Genomic DNA, 19,926 nt, shown 5'->3' on the forward strand with positions numbered 1-19,926 from the left:
GCTCAGCGGTTCGCGGACCGGCCGCCGCGCCGGAACCTGACGGCGGACAGGATCAGCGCGACGATCAGTGCGGCGATACCGACAGCAAGAGAGCAGGCTGTCGGCGGCAACGCCGACCAGCCCGAGCACAATCGCCATGATGATCAGGAACAGCAGAGTGCCACCTCGGTCTTCTTCAAGGTCCGTCCGGGGCCACCGGCGGTGGCCTCGGCGTGCACCCCCGTGTACGGGCGAGTAGGTCGGAGGCGAATCTGATGGAGGCTTCCTCGACGACTCGGTGCGCGGTCGGTGCCGGCCGCCGGTGTGCGACTGGCGCCACCGGCGGGCGGGCCACTGCGCGGGCGGAATCCACCGGTCGCGGTTGACCCGACCCGCCCATACTGTCGTTCCCGGGGCCCGGATCGTCGGCATGGGAGGCCAGGATGGGGTACTACCGCTGGGTTCTGGAGACCCAGGACGACGACGGCCAGTGGTCCCGGCAGGACAGCGCGCCCACACAGAACCCGCTGGAGTACGACGGGCCGCCCCAGCGAGCGGCCAACCACCTGCGGGACGTGTTCGTGCGCACGCTCTCCCAGCCTGCTCCCGGCCCCCAGGCGATCAGAATTCGCCTCTGGGAAGGGGCCGACGCTGTCGGCAAGCCCCAGGCGGAGACCGAGTGGTCACGCGAGTGACCAGCCCGGCCCTCGGCCCTGGTCGTACAGGGCGCCTCTCGGCTACGCGGGAACCGGCCAGGAGGCGGCCCGGCTCCGGGCGAGATCTGCTCGCCTGCCGGCCTCACCCACGCCGTCGGCGGGTGCGACAGCCGACGGCAGGAAGTCGGAACGGGCCTTCGGCTGTGCCGCACCGCCGCCCGTCCCGGCGGCGAGCAGGGCGCTCGCGGTCCTGGTGTTCGCGGGGTCGGCCGCCTCGGTCATCAGCCGGGCGGCATCGACGGCATCCGTTGGCGGGGGGACGACCAACAGGTTCAGGCGGCGCGGGGCGTAGGAGCAGACCGTGACCACGTGCTCGTCCTGTTCGAGGGTGAACCAGCCCGCGTGGACGGTGTGGCCCGCGACCGGGATCCGCCGGGGGACGACTGGCCACTGTGCGGGATTCACAGTGATCCGGGTGACCCGGCCCCACCGCTTGTCGATCTCGGCGGCCAGGGAGGGAAGTTCGCGAAGTAGGTCACGCGACCGGGGCCACCAGGCTCCGTCCAGCCGACCGGCCTGCGCGCCGCCGGGTGCCAGGGAGAGACGCAGGGTGGACTCGGGGGTGGTCGGCGTCGGCGCACAATCGAGGATCACAGTCATGATCAAGGGGCCTGTCTCCGAACCCGAGCGGGGCCCGGGTCCGGCATACCCGTTCGCCGGAGACGACGCCAGTGTCCGGTGCCGGCATACGAAGTGCCTTCGGTGATACCAAGGCTACTCCCCGTATCGTCCGAACCTCGCATGACCGTAAGGCCTGTTGCTGCGGCCCTCCCATCCGAGCGGCAGGGAACGGTGAAAGCCCGTGACGCCGAGCCTCAGGCCGACGTTGGCCCGGCGGTCGGAGGCGGCGGACGTGAGGTTCGATCTTGTGAGTGGGCGCTGTCGCGCTCCTTCCGGGCTCCCCCGAGGCTGACTCTTCATCGGTAGCAATGGAGGCTGGAGGTCGTCGTTGACAGGAAACATGCCGGATGTCAACGAGCTTGTGAGCGCGGTGTTTCGGGGCTGTCCGCCCTCGTCGTTGAGGGTGCGGCGGACGCTCGGCCGGGCCCGCAACACCTACCGTTACTACGACGTCCTCGGCGAGGTCGGCGGCCCCCTCTGGACCCCGGAGCGCGACATCCTCCAGCGGGTCCGGTGCTGCCTGCGCGCCCACCACCAGCAGTAGCAGGCCCAGAGCGTCGAGCGGCAGGTGAACAGCACCCGCCAGGTCTGGACCGCACTCGACGAAGCCATCGAGCAGTGCGGCTGGCCCGGCCGCATGCTCTACGCCCTCTACCCCGCGGCCATGGGCAACCGCCTGCGCCGCGCCACGTACCAGGCCGACGCGGCACTGAGCGAGCAGCAGGCTCAACGCGACATCCGCGAACTCGTCCGGGCCGGATGGCTCGCCGCGAAGGGCGAAGCCCAGGGCCGCTGCTACCTCGCCGGCCCAGAGCTCCCCGAGGACATCACACGCGGAGTCCGCGAGCCCCGGCCGCTGTGCGACCCCTGCGCGTGACCCGGCAGGCGCGGCGGTGAAGGTGCGGTTTCACCAGCTAGGCCTTTCCCACGCCCGCCACCGCCGGCGCTCGGTACTGCCATGTGGCCGGCGTGTTTCGGCGCAGCCCGGAGCTGTCACCGGGAGGCGGACGGCTTGGGCCACGCCGTTCCGTCTGCGGCGGCCGTGAGGATGTCTCCGAGGCGGAGCCAGGCGTTGGGGCCGGAGTTGCTGATCGGGCTGGCGGCGAATCGCTGCCAGGCTTGGTGGTCGTTGCCGAGCGCTGCTTCGACCAGGGCGATCACGGTGGGGTGCGTGCTGTTGTAGTGGTTGCCGCGTGCTTTTAGTGCTGTCCAGGCGGGCAGGGCGAGGATGGTCTCGCTGGGGCAGTCGGGTAGGGCGAGGATCTCCCGGGCCCACGCTTCGCGGTTGTTGGGATTGCCTCCGAGCCTGCGGCGAAGCTCATAGGTGAGTGTGTGGACGGCGTGGTGCGGGTCGGAGTGGCGGGCGAGGACAGAGGTGAATGCCGGTTCGCTGCGGTGGCCGTGCCAGGCAAAGGACAGCAGTGCCTTTTCCACGAGTTCGTCGTCGCCGGCGTGCCGGTCGAGGTACGCGTCGAGCACCTCCGCGGAGACGGCGGACAGGCTCCGCACCGTCACCTCTTCCGGATCGCCGAGGGCCGCGCGACGGGTCGCGGGCGGCTGCGGGCCGGGGTCGGCGACGATGCGCGTGATCGCGTCCAGGAGTTCGTCGAACTGCCGCCGGTCCTCCTGGGCCCTGTAGTCGTACGACTGGGGACCCGACCGGCCGCGGCGGGCGTCGCGGATCACCAGCCGGACGGCCGCTTCGACGGCGGGCATGAGTTCGGGCAGGTGGATCAGCATGGCGTGGACCCAGCGGAGGTCGGTGGCCTGACTGATCCCGTAGAACTCCTTCGGCTTCCAGGTCTGGAGGGCCTGCGCGGCGGTCTCGGCGAAATGCCCTCCCAGGTCCGCGAGTTCGTCCGCATGGCTTCGCCAGGTCCGGGGGTCGCCCCAGGCGGGCTTGGCTTCGGCGGGGTTGAGGATGAGGCGCCACCGTCCGTCGGCCGCGTGGCTCACCCAGGAGACGGCGGAGTCGGTGCCCCAGCCGGTGTCGAATCCGTCGTCCCGTAGGTGCAGGAACTCGATGTCCCTCCGATCGGTCTCGTCCAGGGCGGAGAGCTCGGCGGCGAAGTGCTGCCGGGCCTCCTCTTTCGAGGATCCGTTCTGGAGGAAGCCGCAGATCCGGGTCGCGAGCATGGCGGCGCCGAACCGGGAGAGGTCATCCAGTGCGATCTGCCTGAGGAGGTTCGGCTCGACCGTCCACGGCACGCTGCCGAGCAGTTGGTCGCGGATGACGCGGTTCGCCGTGCTGCCGGCGGTCCTGCCGATGAGCTGGGAGTGCCGGTCGGGGTGCTGTTCGAGTACGGCCGACCACATGCGCCCCCACGCGTCGAACGCTGCCCTGATCCGATCGGACCAGGCGCCCGAATCCTCGTCCTCCAGACGCGTGCGGTCGAGGCCGTCGGGCAGGAGAGCGACGGCGGCCTCGAACACGTCGTCGTGGAGGCGTCCCGTACGCAGGACCACCTGTGCGGGCGTGGGTTCCTTGAGTAGTTCGGGCGTCATGTGCGGTGGCCGCGATACCCGTCTGCGCAGTTCGTCGGCGACGGCCGCGCAGAGGTCGGCAGGCCCGTCAGCGGTGCCCAGGGATCCGAGCCGGCGATCGGAGCAGCGGCGCAACGCGTCGGCCCGCAGAGGCGGGCCGCAGTCGGGGTGGATGAGCGCGAGGACCACCAGCGAGGTTGAGTCGGTGAGGTACTCGTACTCGCTCTCGCTCTGCCGCAGCCCGTTCGCCACCGCGGCCTCCAACAGCCAGGAGGGCGCCGAATCCCGATACGGCTTGGCGAGAAGCGCGGCGAGGAGCGGTCCGCCCTGTTGGCTGTTGGCTACGCCATGGGCCTGCTCGGCAGCCATCCGGGCCGCCGCGGACCCGGGATCGGCGCCGGCCGCGAGGGTGGCCAGGAACTCGACAGGCAGCTGGGTCTCGTCGGCGGCCATTCCTTGCTTCCCTCTTCCCGGTGACTCGTCAGAGCCCATCCTGCTCCATCGGTCGGACAACCTGGGGACGAACGACTCCGAGGGGGCGTATCGGTTCCATGGAGGACAACTCCTGGGCGCCTCCGGTGCGGTGTCGGACAAAACCAGGGCCGGACCATGGAGTTGGTGGACAGGGCTCTGCGGGCAGCTGCCGGACGCCCCGGCAGCCTCCACGCCGTCGACGTCAACAGCGAGGTCACCACCGAGGAGCCGGACTTCGGCTCCTACGCCGGAGGCGAGGCCGCATACAGCCGCACCTACGGCGTGGGCGTTGTCCGAGCATGGACGAATACATCCTCGCCCCGGCCGCACGCGAGTCCACCCTCGAGCTCCCGCCCCGCCGAGTGCTCGCCTGGAGTGGAGCGAACAGCGCTTCTAGGCGCGACGCTTGGGGGGAACCGGGCCGGGGATGACGTCGAGATTAAGGTGCTCCTTGAAAAGGTGGACCAGGTTGGCTCCGTCGAGGAGCTCGAGTCGGCCGTGGTCCTGGGCGAACGCCTGGCTGGCTCTGCCGAACCACGAGGTGGTGACCAGGATGCCCTTCGCTGCCCGCTTGTGCTCGACGACGCCCGCCAGGGCCGAGACGGTCTCGAAGGGCACCACGTTACGGCTGCGCTTCGCCTGGATGACGCACAGCCCCTTCATCACTGGGTCGGTGTTCATCACGATGGCGTCCACTCCCTCGTCCTTGGACGGCTGTGTGTTCCACCCTTCCATGCCGATGGCTTCAAAGAGCTGGCGGACCAGGTGCTCGAACTCGAGGGGCGAAAGGTCGATCAGTACTGGTCGGCTGTCAAGGCCGGCAACCACGTCCATGCTGTCCATCAGCCTGAACTTCGACAGGTCGAACGTCACCAGCGGGCGCACCGGTTCCAGCTCGTAGGGGTTCGGGGAGACGAGAGCCCGAAGCCGCTGGAGACACAGTCGGGGTTCCACCTTGGTGAGAACGAGGGCCTCGAAGTCCTCCCTGCTCGCCTGCAGGGTGATCAGGCACGGATGGACACCGCGTCCCGTGGCACGGTCGATGGTGTCGACGTGGCAGTTGAGGGCGATGGACCGGATGACCCGGTCCGGGTCGGAGGCGAATACGTCATGCAGAGTGCGAAGCGCGCTCTGGGCGAGAACCGACGCGTACAGCTCCTTGCGCTCCTTCTCGGGCCGCGGCACAGGAACGATCTCGTCCCGCGTCTTTACGTACTTGAAGGAGCGGGCTGGCGGCACCACGTCCTCCAGCGGCAGGTCCAACTGCACAAGGAGATCACCGGTGTCGGCCTGGTAGGACACCTGGTGCCGCTTCGGGAATCCGAGGGGATAGACAGACGCGGCCAGCACCTGGTCGACGAACCATTCCACGGCCTCGACGTCTCCGGCCCGGTACGCCGCTTCCCGCTCCGTCAATGCGGCGTTGAACGCGTGGACCCGCTCGGCAGCTTCTCGGACCTTCGAGTCGTGTGCGGCCCGGCGCTCCGCGAGCTTGGCCACCCGCTTCTTGTCTCCTCGGGCGTGCTCGGCCAGTGCTTCGTCGAAACGGCGCCGGGCCTCCTCGACCGCAGCTTCGTGACGCGGGCTGGCGAATCCCAGCGAGGCCAGCAGGCCACGCCGAGCGGGCGGTTCGAAGTCCTCCCACCGTGGTGCGGTCACCGCACGGTCCAACCTGCCGGCCACGAACGCAGCAGGCGTGAACTGCTGGCGAAGCGCGCTGAATGACAACGGAGCTGCGTGTTGGACCGACCGGGTAAGAAGTGTCCGCAGCTTCTCGGCGTCGTCCTCCGCCACGCTCGTGAGGTCCACCGCCTCCTGGGCCCGCGCCACTGAATAGGCAGCACGCTGCTCCCGCTCAGCCTGCTTGGCACGGGCCTCCGCGGCCTTGCGCTCACGCTCCGCCTGCTGCTGGAGCCTGCGCTGCTCGGCTTCGGCCCGCCGTGCCTGCGCCGCATAGTCCGGCTGCCGCTTCGGACGCGCCGCCCCTCCCGCCACTGGCCCTCCTCATGCTCATACATCTTGTGCCGCTACCACCTTGCCCTAACCGACCCGGCGCCATACGGCAAAGTCGACTAAACGGCGATCCAACGACTGGTCTTCCAGCTGCCGTCGTATGCGCCGGATCTCAACCGGCAGGGCGACCTGCACCCGAGTGGAGCGCTGCGAATCCTGCGGGTCTTCACGAATACTCCGCACGTGGTCGAGGCGTCGGATGGCGCTCAGGCAGGACGACTCGGCGCAAGGCCCGCAGCTGATGCAAGCTGGCCATGGCCATCCGCCGCGCCGAGTAGGTAACCGCCTGGCCAGAGCAGCGAACGGCCGGACGCATCAGCGGCAACATGCGCCGGCCTCACCGCTACCGCCGTCGGCTCTTGCACGTGTTCTCCGCCAAGGTCGCAGCCCGTTGCTGTCCCAGCTCGAGGATGTTCTACGAATGCAAGCGGAGCGAGGGCAAGATCCACAAGCAGGCCGTCCTCGCACTCGCCCGCAGCCGCCTCAACGTTCTCTGGGCCCTCATACGGCGACCAGCGAACCTTCACTGCTGAGCCACCCCGACGCGACCTCGCAGAGGCACGACACAGCCACCCCACGTCACCAGGACGGTTGACAAGCACCATGGGGAAGCACTGAACGTGGCCTTGTGGTCGGCGGGGGCATTGCTGGCCGAACTGCGCGCTATGTGCGTGCGGGGGCAGGCCGTGTCACAGTGCCGCTTCCAGTAGTTGCTCCGTCCAGATTGTCTTGCCTGCGGTTGTGTACCGGCTCCCCCAACGGTGGGTCAGTCGCGCCACCGTGAACAGGCCGCGGCCGCCTTCGTCGGTCACCAGGGCCCGCCAAGATGTGGCTGGGTCTGGCTGGGGTCGGAGATTTCGCACGTCAGCAGATGCGACTTGATGAGGCGTAGCCCCACCGGTCCGCCCGCGTAGCGGATTGCGTTGGTGACGAGTTCGCTGACGATGAGTTGGGTGTTGAAGATCAGGTGGTCTAGCGCGAACAGCACCACCGCCAGCGCCAAACCGGGCAACGTAAGAGCGAACGCCATGACCCTCGACCCGTGACCCCCAGTTGCACGACGCTCCCCGCATCGTGTTCCGACCGACAAACGGTTCGCACCTGAACGGTAGTTCCCGGACGGGCGACGCGCAGGCCGGCCACCCCGCGTCAGCGGGCCGACAGGGCCGGGGACCGCCGTCCGTGAGCTCCTAAGAACTGCTAACAAAATGAGATGAAGGGCGGACTTCGTCCGGGAGAGGATCGCTCAGTCACGGCAGCTGTAGATCGTGACCTCTGCTCTTGGTGGTCATGTGGTGGCGGCTGCGGTGGTGTCGTTCCAGCGGCGGTGGCAGGCGGCGGCGCGGTGCTGATGGCGGCGGCGCCAACGTGACCAGTGCAGGACGAGTTCCAGGTCGCGTCGCACGCGTGCGAGGGGCCAGCAGTTCGTTCGCCCGATGCCCCGCCGCCGCCAAGCCCAGCCGGATCCTCGCCGAACACTGAGCCCCCACCACGACCAGGCACAGGCCCTCAGGTCATACGGACCGAGGTCGAAAAGGGGCCGCCGGCAGCCCGGCGACCCGCTTCCCAATGGCAGCGAGCTTGCTGCCGGTCTACCCGGCCCGCTGCTCCAGTTGCGTCCGCAGTAGGCGGTTCTCCTTCTCCAATGCGGCCAGCCGGTCCTGCAACTGGTCGAGGTGGGGCCGGAGTTCGGCCTCGGAGAAGCGCGGGGTGATGTGCTGGGGGCAGTTCCAGTTGAAGCCCTCGACGTGGATGGTCATCAGGCGTTCCACCCGGCCCCCGGTCCGGGTGGCGAGCAGGCGCCGGTCGAGCTCCGGATTCTCCTCCAGGTCCTGCACCGAGGCCCGGCCGAAGAGCTTCAGCCGGGCCTGGCGGGCGTAGTCCATGAAGAACAGCGCCACCCGGCCGTCCGCCCGGATGTTGCCGGTGCTGATGTACTGGCGGTTGCCGCGCACCTCGGCGAAGGCGATCGTCCGCTCGTCGACGACCTGGGCGAAGCCGGGCGGACCGCCGCGGAACTGGACGTACGGCCAGCCGGTCTCGCTGACGCTGGCCAGGTAGAACCCGTCGCGGGACTGGATGAAGTCGGTCTCGGCGTCCGTCAGCTCCTCGGGCTCGTCGCCGTGCGCGAGCTGGCGGATGGCCGACAACTCGCTTCCCTGTTCCCTCTGGACCAGGCGCACCTCGTCGGTGTACGCCAGGTGGGCGTAGCGGCCCATGCTGTGCTCCTTCTCGCCGGTGGGGCGGTTGGGTGGACGCGATGGCGCGGCGGTGCGGTGGCGGTCCGGATCACTGGGCCCGCCGGGTCAGCCGGTCGGGACGGCCGGTGGGGCGGTCGCCGGGGCGGCCGTGAGGATCGAGGTCAGGAGTCCGGGGAAACGGGCTTCGAGGTCGTCCCGGCGCAGCCGGCTGAGCCGACTGTTGCCGACCAGCCTGGTCGCCACGACACCGGCCTCGCGCAGGGTGCGCAGGTGGTGCGAGACGGTCGAGCGCTTGACGGGCAGGTCCAGCGACGTGCACGACTCCTCGGCGGAGGCGTCGAGCGCCCGGAGGATCTGCAGGCGCACCGGATCGGCCAGTGCCTGGAGCACGGTGCCGATGTCCACCGCCGCAAGGTCGGGCTGTGGCAGCCAAGTCTCCTCGATCGCGTGCATCCGCTCCACCCTGCTCGTCGGTGCGGCCGTGCACCGGTGCCGACGATACCCATCCGTCCGGGCCGCTCGGCAGGAGGCTCTCCGTGCTTCGATAGTAGTCGTCTTGTCCGATGGACATCGACCTTTCTGACGCCTTTCGGCCGCCGCGGGGGAGTTGCGAGGGACCGGCGTCGCCTCGGGGTCGTCGGCCGTCGAAGGCTTCAACGGAACTTCTCCGACGGGCATTTGGCCGGAACCCGACGGTCGGCCGCGCTGTCGGCACCAGTGGGGGAGGCCTCTGCCGTTACGATGCCGGTCGTAACAGACGCCGATCATCGAACCGGGAGTCGCACCGTGACCGACCCCGCCGACGCGTCCCCGGCGGCCCCCTGGGGACCCGCCGCGATGCTCCTGGCCCTCGGTACCTTCGCCGTGGGCACCGACGCCTTCGTCATCGCGGGCCTGCTCCCCGACATCGCCGGCTCACTGCACGTTGATGTCGCCGCGGCGGGCCAGCTGGTCAGTGTCTTCGCCCTCGCCTACGCGGTGCTCTCCCCGGTTCTGGCGGCGCTGACCGGCACCTGGTCACGGCGTACCGTGCTGGTCACGGCGCTGCTGGTGTTCGGGGTGGGCAACGTGGTGACGGCGGTCGCCCCCGGCTACGGGCTGGTGCTGGCCTCGCGGGTGATCGCGGCGGCCGGTGCGGCGATGTTCACCCCGAACGCGGGCGCCACGGCGGCGGCGCTCGCCGGTGAGCGCCACCGCGGCCGGGCGATCGCCATCGTGACCGTGGGCCTGACCGCCTCGCTCGCCCTCGGCGCGCCGCTGGGCACCGCTCTCGGCGACGCGATCGGCTGGCGGGCGACGATGTGGTTCGTCACCGCCCTGGCGGTCCCGGTCGCCGCCGTGATCGCGTTGCGACTGCCCGAGATCAGGCTCGGCACCGCGGCCGGGCTGCGCCGGCGCCTGTCCCCGCTCACCGATCGGCGGGTGGCCGGCGTGCTCGCCTGCACCCTGCTGGCCTTCGTCGGCGTCTACCTCCCCTACACGTACATCAGCTCCGTCTTCGCGCCGGCCGTCGGGGGACACGGGGCACGGGTGTCGCTGCTGCTGCTGCTGGTCTTCGGGGTGGCCGGCACCGCCGGGAACCTGATGGCCGGGCACCTCGCCGACCGGTACGGGCCGCGCAAGGTGGTGATCACCGCGACCCTGGGGCTCGCGGTCGTCTTCCTGGCGATGCTGGCGGGCCGGGGCTCGTTCGCGGCCGCGCTGGTGTCGGTGGCGTTCTGCGGGGTGGCCTCCTGGTCGCTGACCGCGCCGCAGCAGCAGCGGATCATCGCGCTCGCCCCGGCGGGCTCCGAGTCCCTCGTCGTCTCGCTCAACGCGGCCGTGCTGTACCTGGCGGTCTCGCTGTCCAGCGTCCTCGGGGCGATCGGTCTGAAGGCCTTCGGCTCCGCCGGGCACCTGCTCCCGGTCGCGGCGGCCTTCGCCGTGTCGGCGGCCGGCCTCGCCTGGGTCTCGGGCCGGGCGGACGGCCGCACGGCGCCCGCCGAGCCCCCTGCCGCGCCGGTGTCCTCGGCCGCGGAGTGAGGCCGCCGGGCAGCGGCGGGAGGCCGCCGCTGCCCGGCGCTGCCGCTGCTGCCGCTGCCGCCGCTGCCGACAGTGCCGACAGTGCCGACAGGGCCGACCGGCGAAGCCACCTCGTCGGCGTCGAATCGGCCTCCTTTGCGACCTCGTCACCGAAGAAGTACGCGGGCTTGACGCCGAAGAAGGCCGTGGGGGCCTCCGGGTGGTGCAGGGGCGGACTTTCGCGGGGCCGTTCCGCGGATAGGCGATGTGCACCGTCGAGATATCTCTGTCATAGAGGTGAATGGCCTTCGCCACCGCTTCGTTGCGGTACGGACCGCGATCCCGGGGGCGGGCGGTCGCGATAGAGGTGGTCGAGGCGCCTCCCGGGTGCGTCCGGGCAGGATGGTGCGTGTTCCTTCATGGCCTTCCAATCCTCACCAGCAGTCCCACGGGGAACACGTCGCACACGGACTCTGATTGGTTGACATGAAAGTGGCGCAAGGTAAGCTGACGTCCTGGCAACTGCTGTGGCCGCGAACCGTGTTGCGGCCCTCACCAGGGATAACGCGAGTTGCCGCCGTCGACTCCGCCCTGACGGCGATCACGGCCCGAGGAAAGCGCCGAACCTGCCTTCTGCCGACTCTCCTCACCGAAGAACTTCCACGCCTGCGTCAATCATTTGCGTCTCCGCTGCCCAGTGATCGGATAGGACGGGACAACTGGGATGGAAGAACAAGGCTTGACCAATAACACGGGATGGATCCAGATATTCGACCCCGCACCGAAGGCCGGGCTGCGCCTGGTCTGTTGCCCGCACGCCGGGGCCTCGGCGGGCACCTACCGCCGGCTCTCGGCCGCCCTTCCCGGCGGCGTCGAGGCGCTGTCGGTCCAGTACCCTGGGCGGCGCGGCGGGTCCGGGGAGCGCGGGATCGACGACATCGGCGCGCTGGCCGACCGGATCGGCACCGAACTGCTCGCCTTCGACGACCTGCCGTTGGCCGTGCTGGGCCACAGCATGGGCTCGGTCGTCGCCTTCGAGGTGACCCGCCGGCTGGAGGCGGCCGGGCGGGCGCCGGTGCGGCTGTTCGTCTCGGGCCGCCGCTCGCCGTCCGCCGGGCTCGGCCTGAACATCCCCCGGGGCGACGACGAGGTCCTGGACGAACTCCGGGAGCTGGGCGGGATCCCGGCGAGGCTGCTGGACCGCCCGAAGTACCGCGAGTCGATCCTGACCGTCATCCGCAACGACTACCGGGCCAACTCCCGTTACACCGCCCGGCCCGACACCACCGTGACCTGTCCGGTCACCTTCCTGTTCGCGGACGCCGACCCGTATCTCGACCTGGCGGCGGCGCTCGGCTGGAAGGGCCACACCACAGGGGAGTTCCGGCTCACCTCCTTCCCCGGTGGCCACTTCTTCCTCGATCAGCAGTTGGCCGCGGTGGTCGCGACGATCACCGCGGATCTGGGTGTCGGATCCACCGGACGAGCGGACGGAGACAGAGCGTGAAGCGGGGACTGTGCTCGATCGACGAGGAGCTGGCGGTCCGGGTCTACGAGCGGCTGCTGGTGGCCAAGGGGGTGACCCTCCCGGAGCTCGCCACCGACCTGGGCATCACGGCCGAGCGGGCGGAACAGGCGCTCTCCGCCCTGCGCTGCCTGAAGCTCGTCAGGTACTGCCAGGAGCAGGGGCGCTTCGTGGCGCGCAGCCCCGAGATCGCCCAACTGGAACTGCTCATGCCGCTGGAGCAGGCGATCCGCGAGAAGCGCCGTGAACTGACGGACTTCCAGGACACGCTGGGCTCGTTCGCCGACACCTACAGCAGCCTCCAGCGCACCCGGCTGCGAAGGGAGCCGGTGCTCAGCGGGCTGGACCGGGAGCAGACCGGGTTGCGGATGGCGGACGCCCTGCGCGACCGCCCGTCCGAGATCCTCGTCATGGAGCCGTTCGCCCCGGTCCAGGGGCAGGACTCGCACGTGCTGGGCCTGTCGGCGCTGCCGCCCGGGGTCCCGATTCAGGTCCTGTACCCGCACACCGCCCGCAGCAGCCTGGCCTCACGCGGCAGCCTGCGGACGCTGGCCGAGGCGAGCGCGCGGGTCCGCACCTCGACCCAGGCCTTCGAGCGCCTGGTCATCGTGGGCGGCGAGGTGGCCTTCCTGGCCGACCCCGGGGGCGACGACGCGGGCGTCACCGTCGTCTACGAGCAGGCCATCGTCGCCCGGCTGGTGCGCTCCTACGAGCACGCCTGGGCGTCCGGGACGGACATCGACTCGAACGTGGTCAGGTACGGCGAGACCCTGGACGAGGTCCGCTGCGCCATCCTGGAACTGCTCGCCTCGGGGCTCAAGGACGAGGTGGTGGCCCGGCGCATCGGCATGTCCTCGCGGACCTTCCGCCGTCACCTCGCCACCATCATGGACGAGTTGAACGCCGAGAGCCGGTTCCAGGCGGGCGCGGCCGCCGTCCAGGCCGGACTCCTGCCGGTCCGGGGCGCCGCCGGCTGACCGGTCCGGTGCCGTCGGTCCCGGCGGGCGTCGCCGCTTCGATATGGCCGTATGTGGCCACACCACATCAGGTCATTGCGGCGCCCGCCGGGACTTCCCTACCTTCGAAGAGTGCCGGAAAACGGCACGGCATTGGAGCGGCCGGTCACCGCGAGGCGGCCGGGGAAACTCGGAGGTCAACGCCAGCATGGTCAGCAAACTGATCGACCAGGACGGCCGGTTCCTGGAAATACTCGACCGTCTGACCACGAAGTCGATCGATGACTACTACAACCCCTACAAACTCTTCGAATGGCCGGACAGCCTGCCCGAGGAGATGTGGTGGATGAGCCCCGAACTCACCACCACCCACGGTACCGAGGCCGCCCGGCGGCTCACCGAAAAGGAGCTCCACGCACTGTCGCGGTACGAGAGCATCAACTTCTACAGTCTCAATGTGCACGGAATCCGGGAACTTCTCATCGAGGTCACCAAGCGGATTCACACCACCGGCTTCGAGACGCCCTCGGACTTCTTCCACCACTTCATCGGTGAGGAGAACGAGCACATGTGGTTCTTCGCCGAGTTCTGCCTGCGCTACGGCAGGAAGATCTACCGGCAGCCGGCCGGTGCGAACGCCGAGATCCCCCGCTCGAACGTGGAGAGCCTGCTGGTCTTCGCCCGGATCCTGATCTTCGAGGAGCTGGTGGACCACTTCAACTCCCGGATGGCGCTGGACGACCGCCTGCACGAGACGATCCGCGGGATCAACCGGATCCACCACCAGGACGAGTCGCGGCACATCGCCTTCGGCCGTGAACTGGTCACCGCGCTGGCCGCCGACGTCCGGCAGACCTCCACCGAGGAGGAGATGCGGGACATCGCCGGCTACATCCGGCGCTACATGACCTACAGCTTCGAGACGCTCTACAGCCCGCAGGTGTACCGGGACGCGGGCATCAAGGACCCGCACGGCCTGCGCCGGCAGCTCCTCGAATCCCCGCAGCGCGCCGAGTTCGAGCAGAGCGTCTACCGCAAGACCGCCAAGTACCTAGAGAAGACGGGGCTCATCTGATGGCCGGCACCGCCCCCCGAACCACCGGCCCCGCCGGCGGACTGGTCATCCTCGACCCGGACCAGACCGACCTGCTCCTCGAACTCGACCGGACGTTCGCCGGCTGGGGCCGCTCCGCCGGAGCCCGCGAAATCCTCCCGCCGCCGCTGTACCCGGTGTCGGACCTGGAGAAGTTCGACGTCTACGTCAACTTCCCGCACCTCGCACTCGTCGGTGCCGGACTCGACCTGGAGAGCGGCGAGAACAAGCCCGTCGACGGCCGGTTCGCGCCCGCCGCACTGCGCGGCGCACAGGTCGGCCTGCCCCACGCGACCTGCTACAGCGCCTTCCTGTACTACGAGAACTCCGTCGTGGCGGCGGACGCGCTGATCACCCTGGTCAACCGCTGCTTCCGCAACGAGGAGCGGTACGAGGGCCTGCGGCGGCTGCTCAGCTTCCAGATGCGCGAGGTCGTCGCACTCGGCTCGTACGAGCACACGCAGCAGGTCCTCGGGTCCTTCGCCGAGCGGATCGCCGCGTTCGCCGACGCGCTGTCCCTGCGGCTGGAGAAGGTGCCCGCCTTCGACCCGTTCTTCCGGGCCGACGGCGCCCGCGCCCTGCTCCAGAAGCTCAGCCCGGTCAAGTACGAGTTCCAGGTCGGCGACCTGGCCGTCTCCTCCGTCAACACGCACCGCAACTTCTTCGGCGAGCGCTGCGACATCCGCGGGCCGGAGAACGAGTTCGTCTTCACCAGCTGCGTGGCGTTCGGCCTGGAGCGGTGGCTCTCCGTCCTGGTCGACCTGCACCACGGCGACGCGGTCGAGGCCCTGGACGCGGTGCGGACCGCGGCCGGGCAGCTCGCCTGAGCCGCGGAGCCTCCGCGTAGATCCCGCACCGGGCCGCCTGGATCCCGCACCGGCCCGCGTGGGCCCGGCACGGGCAGCGTGGATCCCGTACGTCCCGAGCGCATCCCGCACGGCCCGAGCATGCCCGTATCGCCCTATCCCCCTATCCCCCTATCGCCCCAACACCCGAGGAGTGGCAATGGCTTCGGCAGGAATCGACCAGGTCCGCGAGTGGATCCTGGCCAGGCACCCGGACCGGGAATCCATCGAGCCCGACGAGAACCTCATCGAGAGCCGCCTCGTCGACTCGCTCTCCTTCGTGGAGCTGGTCTACACGATCGAGAGCGCCAGCGGCGTCGAGATCGACTTCGACAGCATCGACATGCAGGACCTCCAGACCCTCTCGTCGATCGAGAAGGCCTTCTTCACCCCGGCCCGACTCCCGTAGGAGGCCATCCCCATGGAAGCTGTCTCGTACACGGCCCAGTGGACCGCCGCGGCCCGCGCCGTCGAGTCCGAGCGCCCCGGCGACGCCCTGTTCCAGGACAGGTTCGCGCGCGATCTCGCGGCCCCGCGCGGCTTCGAGCTCCTCGACAAGTACGGCGGCGGCGGCCTGATCCCGTTCATCGCCATCCGCACCAAGTACCTCGACGACAGCATCGAGGCGCTGCTGGCGGACAGCGGCATCCGGCAGGTGGTCCTGGTCGCCGCCGGGATGGACACCCGGGCGTTCCGGCTGGCCTGGCCGCCCGGCAGCACGGTGTACGAGGTCGACCACGGCGGCCTCATCGACGAGAAGCGTGCCCGGCTGGCCGCGCTCGGGGCGGAGCCCACGGTGGAGCGCCGCGAGGTGTCGGCCGACCTCGCCACGGAGTGGCTGCCCGCGCTGCACCGCGCCGGCTTCGACCCGGGGCTGCCCACGCTCTGGGTCGCGGAAGGGCTGATGTTCTTCCTCACCGAGGAGCAGGCCTCCCACCTGCTCGGCGTGCTCGGCTCGGTCTCGGCCCCCGGCAGCCGGCTGGCCGTCGACTTCGCCAGCCGGGCGCTGCTGCGCAGCCCCTTCTCCAGGGCCTTCCTGGCCGGCCTGCGCGAGGACGGCACGCCCTGGCTCTTCGGCACCGACGAGCCGGAGGAGTTCCTGGCCGGTACCGGCTGGAAGGTCCGCGAGCTGCGCGAGCCCGGCGAGCCCGGCGCGGGCCAGGGGCGCTGGCCGTACGAGGTGCAGCCCCGCGACCGCCGGGGCGTGGCGCGCAGCTGGCTGGTCCGCGCCGAGTTCGCCGGCCGCTGAGGAGCGGGCGGATGAGGAGGGAGCAGAGGAGGAGCGGGCGGATGAGGAGGGAGCGGATGAGGAGCGGGCGGATGAGGGGAGTACCCGGATGGGTGGCGTGACCACACTGGAGAGGATCGAGTCGTTCCTCCCCGAACGGAGCGTGCGGATCGACGACCTCGCCGAGAGCCTGGGGCTGCGCCGCGCCGAAGTGGGCGTGTTCCGGAAGATCTACGGCCTCGACCGGCTGCGGTTCGATCCCGGGACCGGCCTCTTCGACCTGGTGCTTCCCGCGGCCCGCCGTGCTCTGGCGGCGCTTCCCGCAGGACGGCGGGTCGACTACGTCATCTACGCGCACACCATGCAGACGCTCGCCCCGCCGCACATCGACGCCGCCCGGGTCATCCGGGCGAAGCTGGGGCTGCACGACGCCGAGGCCTTCGCCCTCACCCAGCAGGCGTGCGTCAGCAGCCTCGGCGCCATCGACCTGGCCGGCGAGCTGCTGCGGGCCGAGGCGCCCGAGGGCGCGTACGCGCTGATGGTCACGGGGGAGCGGGCGTACTCCCCGAAGGTCCAGCTGATCCCGAACAGCGCGGTGATGGCGGACGCGGCCTCCGCCTGCCTGCTGACCGTCGGCGGCCCCGGCGACGAGGTGCGCTCGTATCTGACCCGCACCCTCGGCGCCTACGCGGCGGGCCTGGAGATGACCCAGCAGGAGATCAGCGCCTTCGGCCAGGACTACGCCACCGTGCTCGGCGAGGTGATCGAGGAGTCCGTCCGCCGGGCCGGCCTGAGCTTCGACGAGATCGACCTGGTCATCCCGCACAACGTCAACGCCGTCTCCTGGCGCCACACCATCCAGCGGATGGGCGCCGACCCGGACCGCTTCTTCCTGGACAACATCCCGCTCTACAGCCACTGCTTCGCCTCGGACGTGTTCCTCAACTACACCACCCTGCGCGAGCGGGGCCGGCTGGTCGACGGCGGCCACTACGTCCTGGTCTCGGTCGGCCTGGGCGCCACCTTCGGCGCCATGGTCATCACCCACCGCGAGGGAGGCACCCCATGACCGGCACCGCCTACACGGCGGACCTCAAGGAGGCGCTGACCGGCGACCGCGAAGCGCGGTTCGTCTGGCTCTGCAACTTCGAGGTGGAGAACCAGTGGGCGCGCGGCCACACCGGGCTCCCGGCGGCGCGGATCACCACCACCGCCGCGACCGTGCAGCGGATGGAGGAGCTCGGCGCCCTGCTCGCCGAGCCGACCGACCACCTGCTGCTCGACCGCCCGCTCGATCCCGGCTACCGCGCGTACGCGGAGAAGACCGGGCTCGGCGCGCCCACCGAACTGATCACCCGGGCGCCGGCCGGCGAGGACGGCACCAGCGGGGCCGTCCTCGACTCCCCGGAGCTGCTGGACCGGCTGCGGGTGCTCGCGGGCGGCGGCGCCTATCTGATGCCGATGGGCAACTCCCCCCTGGAGCAGGAGATCTGCCGGCGGACCGGGCTGCGCCCCGCGGTGCCCGGTCCGGGGACCTCGGCGCGGGTCAACAGCAAGATCTACAGCCGCCGGCTGACCGAGGAGCTCGGCCTGCGGGCGATCCCCGGCTTCACCTGCGAGACGGTGGGCGAGCTCCACCGGGCGCTCGGCGACTCGCTGGGCGACGGCGGGCCGGTGATCGTCAAGGACGCCTACGGCGTCTCCGGCAAGGGCCTGATCGTGCTCGACACCCGTAAGAAGGCCGACCGGCTGCTGCGCATGGTCGACCGCCGCGCGCGAAGCAGCGGGGACGACGCGATCCACGTCGTCGTCGAGCGGTTCCTGCCCAAGCGGTTCGATCTCAACTACCAGTTCACCATCGCCCGGGACGGGCGGGTGAGGTTCGACTTCGCGAAGGAGGCCCTGACCTCCGGCGGCGTCCACCTCGGGCACGTCATGCCCGCCGCGCTCTCGCCCGTCCAGCACGAGGGCCTCGTCGCAGCCGCCGAGCGGCTGGGTGCCCGGCTCTTCGAGGACGGCTTCTTCGGCGTGGTCGGCGTGGACGCGCTGCTCGGGCAGGACGATCTGGTGTACCCCGTCCTGGAGATCAACGCCCGTTTGAACATGTCCAGTTACCAGGGGCAGGTCACCGAGCGCTTCCTCGCCCCGGGCGGGGCCGCGCTGGCGAAGCACTACCCACTGCGGATCTCCGCCCCGGTCTCCTTCGACGAGGTGGCCCACGCCCTCGGGGACCTCGCCCGGCCGCCCGTCGACGGCAACGGGCTGGTCGTCACCTGTTTCGGCACGGTCAACGCGCAGGCCGGCACCTCCCTCCCGTTCGACGGCCGGCTCTACACCCTGCTCTTCGCCGCCGACCGGCACGGCCTCGGCGACCTCGACCGCCGGACCACCGAGGCGCTCCACCGTCTCGGCACCACCGAAAGGACGCCATGAACACCAGCGAACTGAGGGTGCAGGGGGTACCGGTCTCGCGGATCGCCGAGCAGTTCGGCACCCCGCTGTTCGTCTACGACGCCGAGGTGCTGCGCACCGTCTACCAGTCGCTGCGCGAGGGGCTCCACCCCGCGGTGGACGTCTTCCTCTCGCTCAAGGCCAACCCCAACGTCGCCGTCTGCGGCTACCTCGGCTCGCTCGGCGCCGGCGCCGAGATCTCCTCCCTGGTCGAGCTGATGACCGTCCAGCGGGCCGGCATCGCGCCGGAGAACGTGATCTTCCTGGGGCCGGGCAAGACCCGCGCCGAGCTGGAGGCGTGCGTCGCGGCGAACCTGCACGCCATTGTCTGCGAGTCGCTGGACGAGCTGCGCCTCCTGGAGGAGATCGCCGAACAGGCCGGGCGGGCGGAGGTGCCGGTCCTGCTCCGGGTCAACCCCGACTTCCACACCAAGGGCTCGGGCCTCGCCATGAGCGGCAAACCGCGCCAGTTCGGCATCGACGCGGAACTGCTGCGCCGCTCCCGCCCGGTGATCGACGCACTGCGCCGGGTCCGGGTCCGCGGCTTCCACGCCTACATGGGCACCCGGTTCCTGAACGCCGACGACCTGGTGCACAACACCCGGCAGATCCTGGTGATCGCCGAGGAGCTGTCGCAGACGCTCGGCATCCCGCTGGAGACCGTCGACTTCGGCGGCGGCTTCGGCGTCGCCTACTTCGACAACGAGAAGGACCTCGACCTGGGGGCCGTCCTCGCCGGCATCAACGAGGTCGTCGAGCCCTTCGTCCGGGCGCACCCCGGTTGCCGGCTGATCAACGAGCTCGGCCGCTACCTGACCGCGCACGCCGGTACCTACGTGGTGCGCGCGCTGTACGTGAAGGAGTCCCTCGGCGAACGCTTCGTGGTCGCCGACGGCGGCACCAACCACCACATGGCGGCGGTCGGCGTCGGCAGCTTCGTCAAGCGCAACTTCCCGATCCGCTCGCTGACCAGGTACCGGGACGAGCCCAGCGACACGTACACCGTCACCGGGCCGCTCTGCACGCCCAACGACGTCATCGGCAAGAAGGTCGCCCTGCCGCCGGTCGAGGCCGGCGACCTGCTGGGCGTCGAGCGCTCCGGCGCCTACGGGCCGACCGCCTCCCCCGGGCTCTTCCTCAGCCACGGATTCCCCGCCGAGGTCCTGGTCCACAACGGTGCCGCGCACCTGGTCCGGGAGCGGGACCGCCGCGAGGAGATCCTCGCCAAGCAGCACCTCGTCGACTTCGACTGACCGGTCGGCGGCCGTTCCCGGCAGCCCCAGCAGCCGCGGCAGCCGCGAAGTCCCCGACCGCGCGACCGTGACAGAGCCACCGACAG

At 70.3% G+C, this 19,926-nt stretch carries 18 protein-coding genes and 2 pseudogenes; 14 read left to right on the forward strand and 6 right to left on the reverse strand.

Annotated elements, in window-relative coordinates; genetic code table 11:
- Window positions 1-422 precede the first annotated feature (422 nt).
- On the forward strand, window positions 423-674 hold the full coding sequence (locus tag ACIF6L_RS19870) for a hypothetical protein (protein WP_396486290.1): 252 nt from the start codon (window positions 423-425) through the stop codon (window positions 672-674).
- Between the two features lie 42 nt (window positions 675-716).
- Here the strand turns inward: ACIF6L_RS19870 and ACIF6L_RS19875 are convergent, their stop codons facing one another.
- Window positions 717-1,295, reverse strand: coding sequence for a DUF5994 family protein (locus ACIF6L_RS19875; protein ID WP_396486732.1), 579 nt, complete (start codon window positions 1,293-1,295; stop codon window positions 717-719).
- Between the two features lie 361 nt (window positions 1,296-1,656).
- On the opposite strand from ACIF6L_RS19875, the gene ACIF6L_RS19880 reads away from it, so the two are divergent.
- Together ACIF6L_RS19880 and ACIF6L_RS19885 are read left to right on the forward strand one after the other, a co-directional pair.
- Window positions 1,657-1,860 (forward strand): hypothetical protein, encoded by a 204-nt coding sequence (locus ACIF6L_RS19880; RefSeq protein ID WP_396486289.1) that lies wholly within the window; start codon window positions 1,657-1,659, stop codon window positions 1,858-1,860.
- 24 nt (window positions 1,861-1,884) lie between these two features.
- On the forward strand, window positions 1,885-2,193 hold the full coding sequence (locus ACIF6L_RS19885; protein ID WP_396486288.1) for a hypothetical protein: 309 nt from the start codon (window positions 1,885-1,887) through the stop codon (window positions 2,191-2,193).
- 116 nt (window positions 2,194-2,309) lie between these two features.
- On the opposite strand, the gene ACIF6L_RS19890 is transcribed toward ACIF6L_RS19885, so the two are convergent.
- On the reverse strand, window positions 2,310-4,253 hold the full coding sequence (locus ACIF6L_RS19890) for a hypothetical protein (RefSeq protein WP_396486287.1): 1,944 nt from the start codon (window positions 4,251-4,253) through the stop codon (window positions 2,310-2,312).
- 414 nt (window positions 4,254-4,667) lie between these two features.
- A complete protein-coding gene (locus tag ACIF6L_RS19895; RefSeq protein ID WP_396486286.1) occupies window positions 4,668-6,269 on the reverse strand; it encodes a restriction endonuclease in 1,602 nt (533 codons plus the stop codon).
- Between the two features lie 308 nt (window positions 6,270-6,577).
- On the opposite strand from ACIF6L_RS19895, the pseudogene ACIF6L_RS19900 reads away from it, so the two are divergent.
- A pseudogene (locus ACIF6L_RS19900) lies at window positions 6,578-6,820 on the forward strand (IS110 family transposase); the annotation flags it as partial.
- 156 nt (window positions 6,821-6,976) lie between these two features.
- Here ACIF6L_RS19900 and ACIF6L_RS19905 read toward each other — a convergent pair.
- The 3 genes and pseudogenes from ACIF6L_RS19905 to ACIF6L_RS19915 form a co-directional block, all read right to left on the reverse strand.
- A pseudogene (locus tag ACIF6L_RS19905) lies at window positions 6,977-7,248 on the reverse strand (ATP-binding protein); the annotation flags it as partial.
- 631 nt (window positions 7,249-7,879) lie between these two features.
- Complete coding sequence (locus ACIF6L_RS19910) at window positions 7,880-8,506, reverse strand: pyridoxamine 5'-phosphate oxidase family protein (RefSeq protein ID WP_359804521.1); 627 nt, start codon at window positions 8,504-8,506, stop codon at window positions 7,880-7,882.
- A gap of 87 nt (window positions 8,507-8,593) precedes the next feature.
- Window positions 8,594-8,941 (reverse strand): metalloregulator ArsR/SmtB family transcription factor, encoded by a 348-nt coding sequence (locus tag ACIF6L_RS19915; RefSeq protein WP_329485911.1) that lies wholly within the window; start codon window positions 8,939-8,941, stop codon window positions 8,594-8,596.
- A 333-nt stretch (window positions 8,942-9,274) separates the two neighbouring features.
- On the opposite strand from ACIF6L_RS19915, the gene ACIF6L_RS19920 reads away from it, so the two are divergent.
- The 10 genes from ACIF6L_RS19920 to ACIF6L_RS19965 all read left to right on the forward strand — a co-directional run bounded on the left by ACIF6L_RS19920 (window position 9,275) and on the right by ACIF6L_RS19965 (window position 19,840).
- Window positions 9,275-10,510: an MFS transporter gene (locus tag ACIF6L_RS19920; RefSeq protein ID WP_396486285.1), complete on the forward strand. Its 1,236-nt coding sequence runs from the start codon at window positions 9,275-9,277 to the stop codon at window positions 10,508-10,510.
- A 718-nt stretch (window positions 10,511-11,228) separates the two neighbouring features.
- Window positions 11,229-11,996 (forward strand): thioesterase II family protein, encoded by a 768-nt coding sequence (locus ACIF6L_RS19925; RefSeq protein ID WP_396486284.1) that lies wholly within the window; start codon window positions 11,229-11,231, stop codon window positions 11,994-11,996.
- The gene (locus ACIF6L_RS19930) at window positions 11,993-12,991 is read left to right on the forward strand and encodes a LuxR C-terminal-related transcriptional regulator (protein ID WP_329485908.1); all 999 of its coding nucleotides are present in this window, start codon (window positions 11,993-11,995) and stop codon (window positions 12,989-12,991) included. Before ACIF6L_RS19925 ends, ACIF6L_RS19930 begins: the two co-directional genes overlap by 4 nt.
- Window positions 12,992-13,178: 187 nt before the next feature.
- A complete protein-coding gene (locus ACIF6L_RS19935; protein ID WP_396486283.1) occupies window positions 13,179-14,045 on the forward strand; it encodes a diiron oxygenase in 867 nt (288 codons plus the stop codon).
- Window positions 14,045-14,890, forward strand: a complete 846-nt coding sequence (locus tag ACIF6L_RS19940; protein WP_396486282.1) for a hypothetical protein — start codon at window positions 14,045-14,047, stop codon at window positions 14,888-14,890. The genes ACIF6L_RS19935 and ACIF6L_RS19940 overlap by 1 nt, the downstream gene beginning before the upstream one ends.
- A gap of 178 nt (window positions 14,891-15,068) precedes the next feature.
- Complete coding sequence (locus ACIF6L_RS19945; protein WP_329485905.1) at window positions 15,069-15,317, forward strand: phosphopantetheine-binding protein; 249 nt, start codon at window positions 15,069-15,071, stop codon at window positions 15,315-15,317.
- 12 nt (window positions 15,318-15,329) lie between these two features.
- Window positions 15,330-16,157, forward strand: coding sequence for a class I SAM-dependent methyltransferase (locus tag ACIF6L_RS19950; protein WP_396486281.1), 828 nt, complete (start codon window positions 15,330-15,332; stop codon window positions 16,155-16,157).
- A gap of 88 nt (window positions 16,158-16,245) precedes the next feature.
- On the forward strand, window positions 16,246-17,205 hold the full coding sequence (locus tag ACIF6L_RS19955) for a 3-oxoacyl-[acyl-carrier-protein] synthase III C-terminal domain-containing protein (protein ID WP_396486280.1): 960 nt from the start codon (window positions 16,246-16,248) through the stop codon (window positions 17,203-17,205).
- Window positions 17,202-18,569 carry a hypothetical protein gene (locus ACIF6L_RS19960; protein WP_396486279.1) on the forward strand — a complete coding sequence of 456 codons (1,368 nt, stop codon included), beginning with the start codon at window positions 17,202-17,204 and terminating at the stop codon, window positions 18,567-18,569. Before ACIF6L_RS19955 ends, ACIF6L_RS19960 begins: the two co-directional genes overlap by 4 nt.
- Window positions 18,566-19,840: a type III PLP-dependent enzyme gene (locus ACIF6L_RS19965; protein ID WP_329485901.1), complete on the forward strand. Its 1,275-nt coding sequence runs from the start codon at window positions 18,566-18,568 to the stop codon at window positions 19,838-19,840. Before ACIF6L_RS19960 ends, ACIF6L_RS19965 begins: the two co-directional genes overlap by 4 nt.
- Window positions 19,841-19,926: the final 86 nt, after the last annotated feature.

It is taken from the genome of Kitasatospora sp. NPDC086009 (assembly GCF_044540385.1).
GTDB lineage: Bacteria > Actinomycetota > Actinomycetes > Streptomycetales > Streptomycetaceae > Kitasatospora.